General features: G+C 57.8%; 12 protein-coding genes. 5 read left to right on the plus strand and 7 right to left on the minus strand.

Annotation, left to right across the window (positions count from 1 at the left end; translation table 11 throughout):
- Positions 1 to 6: 6 nt before the first annotated feature.
- Positions 7 to 1341 (minus strand): omega-aminotransferase AptA, encoded by a 1335-nt coding sequence (gene aptA / locus AC8GFP_RS10050; RefSeq protein WP_506612773.1) that lies wholly within the window; start codon positions 1339 to 1341, stop codon positions 7 to 9.
- 216 nt (positions 1342 to 1557) lie between these two features.
- On the opposite strand from aptA, the gene AC8GFP_RS10055 reads away from it, so the two are divergent.
- Together AC8GFP_RS10055 and AC8GFP_RS10060 are read left to right on the plus strand one after the other, a co-directional pair.
- A complete protein-coding gene (locus AC8GFP_RS10055) occupies positions 1558 to 3129 on the plus strand; it encodes a response regulator (RefSeq protein ID WP_506612775.1) in 1572 nt (523 codons plus the stop codon).
- A 45-nt stretch (positions 3130 to 3174) separates the two neighbouring features.
- On the plus strand, positions 3175 to 4668 hold the full coding sequence (locus tag AC8GFP_RS10060) for an FAD-linked oxidase C-terminal domain-containing protein (RefSeq protein WP_506612777.1): 1494 nt from the start codon (positions 3175 to 3177) through the stop codon (positions 4666 to 4668).
- Positions 4669 to 4675: 7 nt separating this feature from the next.
- Here AC8GFP_RS10060 and AC8GFP_RS10065 read toward each other — a convergent pair whose 3' ends face one another.
- Positions 4676 to 5365, minus strand: coding sequence for a YggS family pyridoxal phosphate-dependent enzyme (locus AC8GFP_RS10065; RefSeq protein WP_506612779.1), 690 nt, complete (start codon positions 5363 to 5365; stop codon positions 4676 to 4678).
- A 25-nt stretch (positions 5366 to 5390) separates the two neighbouring features.
- Between AC8GFP_RS10065 and AC8GFP_RS10070 the strand changes: the two genes are divergently transcribed.
- Both AC8GFP_RS10070 and AC8GFP_RS10075 read left to right on the plus strand, forming a co-directional pair.
- Positions 5391 to 6455, plus strand: a complete 1065-nt coding sequence (locus tag AC8GFP_RS10070) for a type IV pilus twitching motility protein PilT (RefSeq protein WP_506612781.1) — start codon at positions 5391 to 5393, stop codon at positions 6453 to 6455.
- A gap of 57 nt (positions 6456 to 6512) precedes the next feature.
- Complete coding sequence (locus AC8GFP_RS10075) at positions 6513 to 7418, plus strand: NAD(P)-dependent oxidoreductase (RefSeq protein WP_506612783.1); 906 nt, start codon at positions 6513 to 6515, stop codon at positions 7416 to 7418.
- A gap of 47 nt (positions 7419 to 7465) precedes the next feature.
- On the opposite strand, the gene AC8GFP_RS10080 is transcribed toward AC8GFP_RS10075, so the two are convergent.
- The 3 genes from AC8GFP_RS10080 to AC8GFP_RS10090 are packed head-to-tail and all read right to left on the minus strand — an operon-like array spanning position 7466 to position 9146.
- Positions 7466 to 8116, minus strand: a complete 651-nt coding sequence (locus AC8GFP_RS10080; RefSeq protein ID WP_506612785.1) for a BON domain-containing protein — start codon at positions 8114 to 8116, stop codon at positions 7466 to 7468.
- Positions 8113 to 8712, minus strand: a complete 600-nt coding sequence (locus tag AC8GFP_RS10085; RefSeq protein WP_506612787.1) for a phosphoheptose isomerase — start codon at positions 8710 to 8712, stop codon at positions 8113 to 8115. Before AC8GFP_RS10085 ends, AC8GFP_RS10080 begins: the two co-directional genes overlap by 4 nt.
- A 53-nt stretch (positions 8713 to 8765) precedes the next feature.
- Positions 8766 to 9146, minus strand: coding sequence for a YraN family protein (locus AC8GFP_RS10090; protein ID WP_506612789.1), 381 nt, complete (start codon positions 9144 to 9146; stop codon positions 8766 to 8768).
- On the opposite strand from AC8GFP_RS10090, the gene rsmI reads away from it, so the two are divergent.
- Complete coding sequence (gene rsmI / locus AC8GFP_RS10095) at positions 9146 to 10054, plus strand: 16S rRNA (cytidine(1402)-2'-O)-methyltransferase (protein WP_506612791.1); 909 nt, start codon at positions 9146 to 9148, stop codon at positions 10052 to 10054. The genes AC8GFP_RS10090 and rsmI overlap by 1 nt on opposite strands.
- Before the next feature lie 18 nt (positions 10055 to 10072).
- Here the strand turns inward: rsmI and AC8GFP_RS10100 are convergent, their stop codons facing one another.
- Entirely contained in the window at positions 10073 to 11020 is a 948-nt protein-coding gene (locus AC8GFP_RS10100; protein WP_506612793.1) for a D-2-hydroxyacid dehydrogenase, read from the minus strand.
- On the minus strand, positions 10977 to 12230 hold the full coding sequence (locus AC8GFP_RS10105; protein ID WP_506612795.1) for an aminotransferase class V-fold PLP-dependent enzyme: 1254 nt from the start codon (positions 12228 to 12230) through the stop codon (positions 10977 to 10979). The genes AC8GFP_RS10100 and AC8GFP_RS10105 overlap by 44 nt, the downstream gene beginning before the upstream one ends.
- Positions 12231 to 12280 lie beyond the last annotated feature (50 nt).

Here is a 12280-nt window from a genome sequence, read left to right on the forward strand (position 1 = left end):
GTTTTTTCAGGCGTGGCGTTTGATAGACGCCGCCAAGGTGTCCACCATTTGCGCGATTTGCGCTGGGGTGACCACAAACGCCGGTGCCAACACCATGTTGTCACCGGCCGAGCGCACCAACACGCCGTGGGCCAAGCAGTCCAGAAAAATCTCAAACGCTTTTTTGCCCGGTGCAGCGGGGTCGGCGGCCAACTCCACGGCAGCGGCCATGCCGAAACTGCGGATGCTCACCACACCAGGCAAGCCACGGATGGCGGCATGCACGGCCTCACCCAACTGCGGCCCCGTCTGGCTGGCACGGGCGAACAAGTCTTCTTCGCGGAACCAATCCAGGGTGGCCACCGCAGCGGCACACGCCACAGGGTGACCGGAGTAGGTGTAGCCGTGTGAAAACTCGATGGCATGGGCTGGTGCATCGGTGTTCATCATGGCCGCGTGAATGCCATCGCGACAAATCACGCCACCCAAGGGGATGACGCCATTGGTGACCCCTTTGGCAAAAGTGATCATGTCGGGCACCACGCCGAACAAATTGGCTGCAAACGGGGCGCCCACGCGACCAAAGCCGGTGATGACTTCATCGAACACCAACAGGATGCCGTGCTTGTCGCAAATTTGGCGCAAGCGTTGCAAATAGCCTTGGGGTGGGATGTACCAACCGGCGCTGCCAGCCACGGGCTCGACAAAGATGGCCGCCACATTGCTAGGGTCGTGCAAGGGCAGGATGCGTTGCTCCAAATCCAGCAAAGGGTCTTCTGCCCACACCGGCAGCTCGTTTTGCACATAAGCGTGGTGCACGGGGTCGTGGATAAAGCGCATGTGATCGACGCGCGACAGCATGGCCGCGCCAAACACTTTGCGGTTCCCCGGGATGCCGCCAATGCTCATGCCGCCCAAGCCCACCCCGTGGTAGCCGCGCTCGCGACCGATGAACACCTGTCGGTGGCCCTGACCACGGGCACGGTGGTAGGCCAGTGCCAGTTTCATGGCCGTGTCTGCTGCTTCCGAGCCGGAACTGCAAAACAACACTTTGTTCAGATCGCCAGGGGCGAGTTCGGCGATGCGTTGCGCGGCTTCAAACGCGCGGTCGGTGCCAAATTGAAAAGCCGTGGCGTAGTCCAAGCGGCCCAGTTGCTGGTGAATGGCTTCGTTGATGGGCTTGACGTTGTGGCCCGCCACCACGCACCACAGGCTGGAAATACCGTCCAACACCTGTTGGCCCTGCTGGGTGGTGAAGTGCATGCCATCGGCACCCACCATGACGCGCGGCGCTTGGTGGAACTGACGATTCGGGGTGAAGGGCAGCCAAAGATGGTCCATCGAAACGGGGGTTGGGTGCATGAAATCGCTCCTTGGGTGATGTGATTCAGTTTAGCGGTGTGCTCATTTGATTCAGTGAAGTCATGAAATTTTGAGAAAAACAACAAATAACCTAATATAATTAAAAATAAACTTGCGATACATCTTTATTCAACTAAACTGAATTCTATCCTATGCTATAGCGTGTGCTTTTGAACTCATTTTTCAGTCCTCTTTGCCCATGCCCCCTTCCTCATCATGACCACACGCCACACCCCAACACCGGTTGATGCTTGCTTGAAAAAATGGCGACTGATTTGGCGTGTCAGCGCGCTCGCCATGGTGGCAGGCTTGCTGATTTTTGGCTATGGGGCCCAGCCCTTGCTCATGCTCGGTGTCGGCCTGGCAGGCACGGCAGCTATGTGGTTGGCCCTGAGCCAATTGGAAAAACCCAAGGCGCCTTTGTCTATCAAAGACAAATACGACCATTGGCAGGCCGAGTTGCAACAGGTGCAGACCGAGTTGAAAGGCGCACAATTTTTGGTGGGCAAGTACCAGCAACAAATCGAACAACTGCGCCAAGAACTGCACACCGCACAACGGCAGCCCGCACCGCCTGCCCCAGCCGCACCGTTGTCATCGACCCCACCAGCAGCACCCGCCGTATCGGCCCACATTCAATCCGAGCAAGCCTTGCAACGCCAGTTTTTGGCCACCTTGAACCACGAAATCCGCACACCGATGAATGGCTTGGTGGGGATGACCCAAATGGCCTTGCAAACCGAATTGACGGCACAGCAACGCGAGTTCATTGGCCTGGCCCATGAGTCGGCCAAGCACCTGATGAACACGATCAACGATGTGCTGGATTTCTCCAAAATCCAAGCGGGCCACCTGAGCTTGGACATGCGCCCCTGCCACCCCGTGGATGTGATGCACCAAACGCTACGCAGTTTTTATCCGCAAGCCGGTGCCAAAGGCCTGACGCTTTACTACGAGGATCTGCCCAACACCGCGCCCGCCATGCTGATGGACCCGCTGCGTTTGCGCCAAGTGCTGAGCAACCTGATTGGCAACGCCATCAAATTCACCCACCAAGGTTTTGTGCAAACCAGCATGCACCTTAGCCCCGGCGACCGCCCTGGCGTTTGGTTGCTGTCTTTTGTGGTGCAAGACTCGGGCGTGGGCTTTGAGCAGGACCAAGTAGAGGCGCTCTTCCAAGCATTCCAAAAGGGCGACCAACCCACCAGCCCCTTCAGCGGCACCGGCTTGGGTCTGGCCATCACACGGTCATTGGTGCATTTGATGGGCGGTCACATCGAGGTGGAGTCCAGGCCCAATCTGGGCTCCACCTTCCGCTTCACCGTGACCTGCACCCAGGCGGATGAGGCTGCCGTCATCCCCTTCAACACCTTGCCAGTGTTGACCCGCGCCAAGCAGCCTTTGCATGTGCTGGTGGCTGAAGACCACCCGATCAACATGAAGCTGATCAGCTTGTTGCTGGACCAAATGGGCCACACCTACGCACAGGCCAAGCATGGCGAAGAAGCGGTTCAGTTGTTTGAACAACAGCGCTTTGACCTGGTCTTGATGGACGTGATGATGCCGGTGATGGACGGCATGACCGCGCTGCGCCATCTGCGCCAAGCCCAAGGCGCGTCACGCACAGACACCCCGGTCATCATGGTCACGGCCTACGCCATGAGTTTCGACCGACAACGCTTTTTGGACGCCGGTGCGGACGGCTATGTGTCCAAGCCCATCGACGCCCAAGCCTTGCAAGCAGAAATCCACCGCCTATTGCCCCAATTTGTGTCGGCCGCCGCCTGAGGAGCGCTTCGTCGTACAGTAGTGGTTTTCGCCTTTGTACAAGCCATGAACGCCACCCTCGCGCCCGAGCGCCAAGCGCTGAATATCCCTAACCCCTTGGTGTTGTCTGCCTTGCGCGCCGTTTTGCCCGCCCATGCGGTGCTGTCCTCTGCCGAAAACACCACGCCCTACGAGTGCGATGGCCTGACCGCCTACCGTCAGCGCCCCCTGTGCGTGGTGCTGCCCGAAACCTACGAACAGATTCAAGCCGTGCTGCGCACCTGCCACCAACTGGGTGTGCCGGTGGTGGCCCGTGGCGCAGGCACCGGTTTGTCAGGTGGTGCCATGCCGCACCCCCAAGGCGTCACGCTGTCCTTGGCCAAATTCAACAAGATTTTGAAAATGGATTTGCACAGCCGAACCGCCGTGGTGCAGTGCGGTGTGCGCAACCTGGCCATCAGCGAAGCCGCTGCGCCCTTGGGGCTTTATTACGCGCCCGATCCTTCCAGCCAAATCGCTTGCACCATCGGTGGCAATGTGGCGGAAAACTCCGGCGGCGTGCATTGCTTGAAATACGGCCTGACCTTGCACAACGTGCTCAAGGTCAAGGGTTTCACCATGGACGGTGAGCCAATTGAATTTGGCGGCGACGCCTTAGATGCCCCGGGTTTGGACCTGCTGCCGTTGGTGGTGGGCTCGGAGGGCATGTTGGCCGTCACCACCGAAGTGACGGTCAAACTCACGCCCAAGCCGCAATTGGCCCGTTGCATCATGGCCAGCTTTGACGACCTGCGCAAAGCCGGTGACGCCGTGGCCGCCGTGATTGCCGCTGGCATCATCCCAGCTGGCTTGGAGATGATGGACAAGCCCATGACGGCTGCTGTTGAAGACTTTGTGCATGCGGGCTACGACTTGAATGCCGAAGCGATTCTGCTGTGCGAGAGCGACGGCACGCCTGAAGAGGTGGAAGAAGAAATTGGCCGCATGAGTGCGGTGCTGCAACGCTGTGGCGCCACAGCCATTGCCGTCAGCCGTGACGAAGCCGAACGCTTGAAATTTTGGAGCGGCCGCAAAAATGCGTTTCCTGCCTCTGGTCGCATCAGCCCCGACTACATGTGCATGGACTCGACCATCCCGCGCAAACGCTTGGCCGATATTTTGTTGGCGATTGCCGAGATGGAAAAAAAATACGGGCTGCGTTGCGCCAATGTGTTTCACGCCGGCGACGGCAATTTGCACCCGCTCATCTTGTTTGATGCAAACGACCCCGACCAACTGCACCGCTGCGAACTCTTTGGCGCAGATATTTTGGAAACCAGCGTGGCCATGGGCGGCACCGTCACCGGCGAACACGGCGTGGGCGTGGAAAAACTCAACTCCATGTGCGTGCAGTTTTCAGCCGCCGAGAACGAACAAATGTTTGGCGTGAAACGCGCCTTCGATCCGCAAGGTCTGCTCAACCCCGGCAAGGTGATTCCCACCCTGCAACGCTGCGCCGAGTACGGCAAGATGTTGGTGCGTGGCGGGCAAATCAGCCACCCCGACTTGCCGCGCTTTTAAACCCAAACTACCTCGCCCCAAACACCGCCGTACCCACCCGCACCATCGTGCTGCCAGCTTGCACCGCAGCCTCCAAATCGGCACTCATGCCCATGGACAAGGTGTCGAACTGGGGCAAGGCCAAGGCAGCTTTCAATTCATCAAACAAGTGTTTGGCTTGTTGATGCACAGCCAACTGCACATCAAAAGTTTCTGCTGGCTCGGGGATGGTCATGAGGCCGCGCAACACCAAGCACGGCAAGACGGCCACGGCTTGGGCCAGCGCCAAAGCCTCGGTCGGCACGACGCCTGCCTTGGTGGCGCCGCCATCAATATTCACTTGCAAACACACTTGCAAAGGCGGCAACTGCGCGGGGCGTTGCTCGCTCAGGCGCTGTGCAATTTTCAAACGATCGACACTGTGCACCCAATCAAAATGCTCGGCCACGGGGCGGGTTTTGTTGCTTTGCAAGGGGCCGATGCAGTGCCAAACCAAGCCCTTCAAACCTTGGAGCACCGCGATTTTGTCGACGCCCTCTTGCACATAGTTTTCGCCAAAGTCGCACTGGCCCAAAGCCGCCACTTGCGCCACGTTGTCTGCACCAAAGGTTTTGGAGACCACCAACAACTGCACGCTGTCGGGGTTGCGGCCTGCTTGCAACGCCGCTTGTGTGATGCGTTCACGCACTGCTTGATAACGCTTGCTCAGTTCATCCATGATGGGACTGTAACAAGCCCCGACCATGCAACACGACCTGAACCACTGGCTGTCTCAAACCCTTTCCCTTGAAGCCTCCGACCTGCACCTGAGCGCGGGCTTGCCGCCCATGGTGCGGGTGCACGGTGAACTGCAAACCTTGCCTGCACCCGCCCTGACCGCGCCGCAACTCGAAGACCTCTTGTGCCAAGCTTTGCCTGACTGGTCAGAGCAAGAACCAATCACCAAGTTGACATCCCCTTTGCCAAGGAATAAAGCTTGGCCACAAGACCACGACACCGCCATCGATTGGCCAGGCTTGGGGCGTTTTCGGGTGAACGTGTTTGCACAGTCGCGCGGCTGGTCCTCGGTGTGGCGGGTCATCCCGCAGCAAGTGCCGCGCTTGGACGCCATCGGTGCGCCTGCATGTTTGACAGATTGGGCGCGTCAACCGCATGGTTTGTTGCTGGTCACAGGCGCCACCGGCTCGGGCAAGTCCACCACCTTGGCTGCCTTGGTGCACCACCTGAACACCACCCAAGCGCTGCACATCCTCACCTTGGAAGACCCGATCGAGTTTCAACACCACAGCCAACGCAGCTTGGTGCAACAGCGCAACGTGCCCGGCCACAGCGCCAGCTTTGACACGGCATTGCGGGCGGCCTTGCGACAAGACCCGGATGTGATTTTGGTGGGCGAAATGCGCGACCTGCCCACGGTGCGCCTGGCCTTGAGTGCCGCCGAAACCGGGCATTTGGTGCTGGGCACCTTGCACACCCGCAGCGCCACGCAAGCCGTCGAACGCTTGGTCGATGTGTTTCCAAGCGAAGACAAAGCCATGGTGCGTCAACAACTCAGTCTGTCGCTGTTGGGCGTGGTGACGCAAACACTTTGCAAGCGCAGCGATGCCCCAGGTCGGGTGGCGGCGCATGAAGTGCTGTACGCCACGCCCGCCGTGCGCAACCTGATCCGAGAAAGCAAAACCTCACAGCTGCCCAATGTGCTGCAAACCGGCGCGCAATTTGGCATGCAAACTTTGGCGCAGTCTTTGGCTGGCTTGGTGGCGCAAGGCCGCATCACACCCGCAGAAGCGCTGCACCACGCCACATAAGCTGCCGCAGCTGGTTGGGCCATTAAGATGCGTGGCTTCCCCGTTTGAAAGCAGTTCATGGCACGCACAAACACCAAAACTTACGAAGCCTCTACCCCCACCAAAGTCGCCTTCATTGGCCTGGGCGTCATGGGTTACCCGATGGCCGGTCACTTGGCATTGGCAGGACACCATGTCACGGTGTACAACCGCAACCCCGCCAAAGCCGCCGACTGGTGCGCGGAGTTTCCCAACCAAGCCAGTGCGCCCACCCCACGTCAAGCCGCTCAAGGCGCCGACATGGTGTTTTGCTGCGTCGGCAACGATGACGATTTGCGCGCTGTCATGCTGGGCGCCGATGGTGCCTTGGCTGGCATGAAAGCAAGTGCGGTGTTGGTGGACCACACGACAGCTTCGGCCAAGGTGGCGCGTGAATTGTTTGCAGCGGCCAAAGCGCTGGGCGTGCATTTTGTCGATGCCCCGGTGTCTGGTGGCGAAGCCGGTGCCATCAATGGCATGTTGACGGTGATGTGCGGTGGTGAGGCGGCAGCGTTTGAGCGCATGAAGCCCGTGGCCATGGCCTTCTCCAAGGCGGTCACCTTGATGGGTGAGAGTGGCGCAGGCCAACTCACCAAAATGGTCAACCAAATTTGCATCGCCGGACTGCTGCAAGGTTTGAGCGAAGGCATGGCCTTTGGCATGAAAGCCGGTCTGAACATGGAGCAGGTATTGGACGTGATTGGCAAGGGCGCAGCACAAAGCTGGCAAATGGACAACCGCGGCAAAACCATGGTGGCCGACAAATTCGACTTTGGTTTTGCGGTGGATTGGATGCGCAAAGACTTGGGGCTGGTCATGGATGAGGCCAAGCGCAACGGTGCAAGGGTGCCTGTCACCGCCTTGGTGGACCAGTTTTATGCCGATGTGCAAGCCGCCGGTGGGAACCGATTGGACACCTCCAGCCTGGTCAAGCGGCTGCGCTGAAACGACAAAGCCACCCGCAGGTGGCTTTGGTTTGAACCCTGTCAGTTTCAGCTTTTGGGTTTGCTGCTGTCCGCTGGCTTTTCCGGCGGTGGCGGTGGCGGCAACAGGTTGCGCAACTCTTCTTCGGTGATGATGTCAAACAAGCGCACCACTTTGTTGACGCCATTCACATTGCGAATCACATTGGTGGCGCTGGAGGCTTCACGCTGGGTCACACGGCCCATCAAGTACACCGTGCCACGCTCGGTCACGACCTTGAAGGAGTTGGCAAACAAGTCCCGGCTGTCAACCAAACTGCCCTTGACCTTGGCCGTGATCAGCAAATCATTGGAGCGTTCACTCAAGGTGCTGATGGGTGTGATCGATAACTCGTTGACCACGCTGCGAACATTCTCAATTTTTTCTACCAAGCCCACCACGGTTTGACGGTCGCGCTCGCTGGCGACTTCACCCGTGAGCAAGACTTGGCGATTGAAGCTGGTGACGTTGACATGGGCCTTTTCTCCCAAGGCGTCGCGAACCCGAGCGGAGCCGCGCAGCTCGATGGTTTCATCTTCAAGCTGGGCGCCTGAGGTTCGACGGTCGCTGGCCACCAAGGCAGAACCCGCAAAGCCCGCCACCATCAATGGCGCACATGCATTCAAACTCAAGCTCAACAACAAAGCGCCGCCTATGGCGCTCACACGTTTGATTTTCATTCTGGAACCTCCTGTTCACCTAACAACTGACTGTCCACCCCATCGCATAAACAATGCAATGCCAACAGATGAACCTCCCGAATGCGCGCAGTGCGCTCGTGCGGTACGCACACATGCACATCTGTTTCGCGCAAAGTTTGACCGATTCTGCCGCCCCCCTTGCCGGTAAGCGCAATCACACACAGCTCTCGTTCGTGGGCCGCCGCAATTGCCATGAGCAAATTGCTGGCATTGCCACTGGTGGAGATGGCCAACAACACATCACCAGGTTGACCCAGCGCGCGCACCTGCTTGGCAAATATCTGGTCGAAGCTGTCGTTGTTGCCAATGGCGGTGATGATGGAGCTGTCTGTGGTGAGCGCAATCGCGCCCAACTCGGGGCGCTCACGCTCAAAATGCCCAACAAACAAAGCCGCGAAATGCTGCGCATCCGCAGCTGAACCGCCATTGCCACAGGTCAAGACCTTGCCGCCACTGGTGACACACGCCAAAAGTGCTTGCACAGCAGCTGCCAGAGGCTTGCTCAAGGATTGCGCCGCTTGATATTTCAAATCAGCACTGTCGATGAACTGTTGTTCAATGCGTTGCTCTAACATGCCATCATCATACCTTTGCCTCATGTCAAGCGCCGTCAGCAGTGCAATCAAGTTCAGACATGAAACGCCGCCTGAAGCCACTCCAAACAACCATGCTCGACCACCACCACATCAAAGCGACACGGCGGCCACTGCCGCCAGTTGCGCAAATAATGCTGGGCAGCAAACACGATCCTCTGTTGTTTGCGCCTGTTGATGCTGGCCAACGCGCCGCCATGGCGTTGGTCGGCCCGACTTCGCACCTCGACGAACACCACCGTCCCGCTGGGCTCGCGCACAATCAGGTCTATCTCGCCGCCGCCGCGACCAGGTGTGCGGTAATTGCGCACCAGCAGTTGCAATCCGCGGTCTTGCAAATAGGACAAGGCCTGGTCCTCAGCGTCATCCCCAAGCTGTTTGGTGGATCGCAACGGTGCATGTCGAAAGGTGCTCATTGAATCCTCGTTTCGAAACTGTGTTGGCTGCTGCAAATGCAGCTTGCGCCGGACAAGACCACCCGGGTAGCTGCTTGTACGTGCTGGCCACACCCATTGGCAACTTGGCCGATATCGGTTTGCGCACCCTGCATTTGTTGCAAGTTGCCGATGTGCTGGCATGCGAAGACACGCGCCATAGCCAAAGCCTGTTGCGCAACTACGGCTTGGACAAACCGAGTGGTTCCTGGATGGCCCTGCACCAACACAATGAAAACAGCGCCGCAGAGCAAGTGATTTTGCGGCTGCAACAAGGTCAACGGGTGGTCTATTTAAGTGACGCAGGTACACCGGGCATCAGCGACCCCGGGGCGCGGTTGGTGGCTTTGGTGCAAGCCGCCGGATTGCGCGTGATGCCTGTGCCAGGTGCCAGCAGCGTGACCACTGTCTTGAGTGCAAGTGGTTGTGGTGGCGATGGACAGTTCGTGTTTTTGGGTTTTTTGTCCAGCAAAGCCAGCGAGCGCCAAGCGGCGGTGCAAGCCATGGCTTCTGAGCCCCGGGCCCAAGTGTTTCTAGAGGCACCGCACCGCATTGAAGCGGTGGCCCGTGCTTTAGAGGTTTTGGGTCCAAGGCCACTGACCGTTGGTCGAGAACTGACCAAACAATTTGAAGAAATAGCTTTGCTGCCTGCCGCTGGGTTCAGCGCTTGGTTGAAGGCCTCGGCTCAGCGCAGCAAAGGTGAATTCGCTTTGGTGCTGCATCCCATGCCACAAGCGAGCAGCAGCTTGTCCGACGCTGAACGGGTGTTGGCGCTGTTGTTGTCCGAGTTGCCAGTCAAAACAGCGGTCAAGCTCGCCGCCGAGATCAGCGGCGCACCGCGCAACCGCTTGTACGAACTGGCATTGCAAAAGACCGCCGCCAAGGACTGAGTGTCCGGGGGCGACGGTTCAAACGACGCGGTTTTGCGGCGTATTGTTGACAAAGGCCTCGATGTTGTCGATGAGTTGATCGGCCAAAAATTGCATGGCTTGTTGAGATGCCCAGGCCACATGCGGCGTCAAAATGAAGTTGGGCGAACGAATCTCCAGCAAAGGGTTTCCATTGCGGGGGGGCTCCTGTGTCAAAACATCGAAACCAGCACCCGCAATCACGCCCGTTTGCAAAGCTTCTTTCAAGGCTTGTTCGTCAACCAATCCACCACGCGAAGTATTGATGAGCAAAGCGCTGCGCTTCATTTGTTTCAGCTGGGGCATGCCGATGAAGTTGCGCGAAGCAGGCGTCAAAGGGCAATGCAAAGAGATGATGTCTGATTCGGCAAACACCTGCTCGGCGGGCACAAACTCAACACCAGCAGCCTTGGGCGGCGCATGGTCTGCAAACAAAACCTTCATGCCCAAAGCACGGGCAATGTTTGCAGTGGCTTGGCCGAGGACGCCTTCACCGAAAATACCCAAGGTGCTGCCATGCAAATCACTGATCGGATAGTCAAAGAAGCAAAACTGCTCTTCTTTCTGCCAGCGCCCATGGAGGACATCGTCTCGATAGGCCATCAGGTTTCGACGCAAGGCGAAGATCAATGCAAACGCATGCTCGGGCACAGTGTGCACCGCGTAGTTGCGAATGTTCACCACGGCCACGCCGTGTTCTTGGCAGGCCTGTGTGTCAATCACGTCATAGCCTGTCGCCGCCATGGCGATCAACTTGAGATTCGGCAGTTGCGCCAGCGTTTCTCGACGAATGGGTACTTTGTTGCTGATGGCAACCGTGGCATGCTGCAAACGATCGACCACTTCATCGGGTCGGGTTTGCACATGCTCAACCCATTCGTGTGAGAAAGCTGGTTGACGCAGCTCAGCTCTTAATGATTGCCTGTCCAGAAATACGATTTTTTGCATGTTCGTCCTTGCTGATATGAGGGGCGCCCAAACTTTCAGGTGCTGCATGGCTGCGCCAGTAATTGCCTGCGGCTGCAGCGCCGCTGCCTGGCGTCACCGCCACGCCGCAATCGAGCATGGCCATTTCAGCACCATTGATGGCCGCCATCAAATGAACTTCATTCATGTCGCCCAGGTGGCCAATACGGAAAAGCTTACCAGCTACTTTAGACAGTCCACCGCCTAGCGACAAGTTGTAGCGACGGTAAGCGCGGGCAATCACTTCCGTGCCTGCAATGCCTTTCGGCAACATCACAGCAGTGACGGTATCGGAATGCCATTTGGCTTCGGCAGCACACAATTTGAGTTGCCAACCCAGGGTCACGGCAGCTCGCACACCCTCCGCCAGGTAATGGTGCCGGGCAAACACATTCTCCAAACCCTCTTCCTGAATCATCTTCATGGACTCGATCAGTCCGTACATCAATGGCAAAGCGGGTGTGTATGGAAAGTAGCCTGTGGCGTTGCTTTGCAGCATGTCTTGCAGGTCAAAGTAAGCACGCTTGAGTTGCGCCGTCTTGTGCATCGCCAAAGCTTTCTCGCTGGTGCACAAAATACCCAAACCAGCGGGCAACATCAGGCCTTTTTGCGAGCCACTGACCGCCATGTCCACGCCCCATTCGTCGAAACGAAAATCGATACAGCCTAAGGAAGAGACGCAATCGACAAACAAAAGCGCAGGATGCGCTGCATCATCCAAGGCTTCGCGCACGCCCGCGATGTCTGATGTCACGCCAGTGGCGGTTTCATTGTGACAAGCCAGCACGGCTTTGAAGCTGTGCTGTGTATCGCTTTTCAAAATGTCTGCGAACTGTTGCAAGGGCACGCCCGTGCCCCAATCGCATTCAACGATGTGCACATCCAGACCGAGGCGCTGGCACATGTCGATCCACAAATGGCTGAATTGACCAAAGCGTGCCGCCAGCACTTTGTCGCCGGGCGACAAGGTGTTGGTGAGTGCCGCCTCCCAACATCCTGTACCTGATGAAGGAAAGATGAACGGCGTGCCGTTCTTGGACCGAAAAATGTCCTTGAGCCCAGCCATGATGGTGTGGGTCAGATGCGGAAAGTTGGGTGAACGATGGTCTTCCATCGAAACCATCATGGCGCGTTGGATGCGCTCAGGCACATTGGTAGGACCGGGGACAAACAAAAAATTACGACCAGCCATAAGAACTCCCTTTGAATTTAAAAAACCACCTTTGACTAACTTAAACCGCC

The sequence above is a fragment of the Limnohabitans simekii (SeqCode) genome (genome assembly GCF_965234735.1).
GTDB lineage: Bacteria > Pseudomonadota > Gammaproteobacteria > Burkholderiales > Burkholderiaceae_C > Limnohabitans > Limnohabitans simekii.

Excerpts from the sequence above, each read along its gene's own strand:
- AC8GFP_RS10100 (WP_506612793.1), bottom strand. The coding sequence starts at position 11,020 with ATGCAAAAAATCGTATTTCTGGACAGGCAATCATTAAGAGCTGAGCTG.
- AC8GFP_RS10055 (WP_506612775.1), top strand. The coding sequence starts at position 1,558 with ATGACCACACGCCACACCCCAACACCGGTTGATGCTTGCTTGAAAAAA.
- AC8GFP_RS10070 (WP_506612781.1), top strand. The coding sequence starts at position 5,391 with ATGCAACACGACCTGAACCACTGGCTGTCTCAAACCCTTTCCCTTGAA.
- AC8GFP_RS10080 (WP_506612785.1), bottom strand. The coding sequence starts at position 8,116 with ATGAAAATCAAACGTGTGAGCGCCATAGGCGGCGCTTTGTTGTTGAGC.
- AC8GFP_RS10090 (WP_506612789.1), bottom strand. The coding sequence starts at position 9,146 with ATGAGCACCTTTCGACATGCACCGTTGCGATCCACCAAACAGCTTGGG.
- AC8GFP_RS10065 (WP_506612779.1), bottom strand. The coding sequence starts at position 5,365 with ATGGATGAACTGAGCAAGCGTTATCAAGCAGTGCGTGAACGCATCACA.
- AC8GFP_RS10075 (WP_506612783.1), top strand. The coding sequence starts at position 6,513 with ATGGCACGCACAAACACCAAAACTTACGAAGCCTCTACCCCCACCAAA.
- AC8GFP_RS10060 (WP_506612777.1), top strand. The coding sequence starts at position 3,175 with ATGAACGCCACCCTCGCGCCCGAGCGCCAAGCGCTGAATATCCCTAAC.
- AC8GFP_RS10105 (WP_506612795.1), bottom strand. The coding sequence starts at position 12,230 with ATGGCTGGTCGTAATTTTTTGTTTGTCCCCGGTCCTACCAATGTGCCT.
- aptA (WP_506612773.1), bottom strand. The coding sequence starts at position 1,341 with ATGCACCCAACCCCCGTTTCGATGGACCATCTTTGGCTGCCCTTCACC.
- AC8GFP_RS10085 (WP_506612787.1), bottom strand. The coding sequence starts at position 8,712 with ATGTTAGAGCAACGCATTGAACAACAGTTCATCGACAGTGCTGATTTG.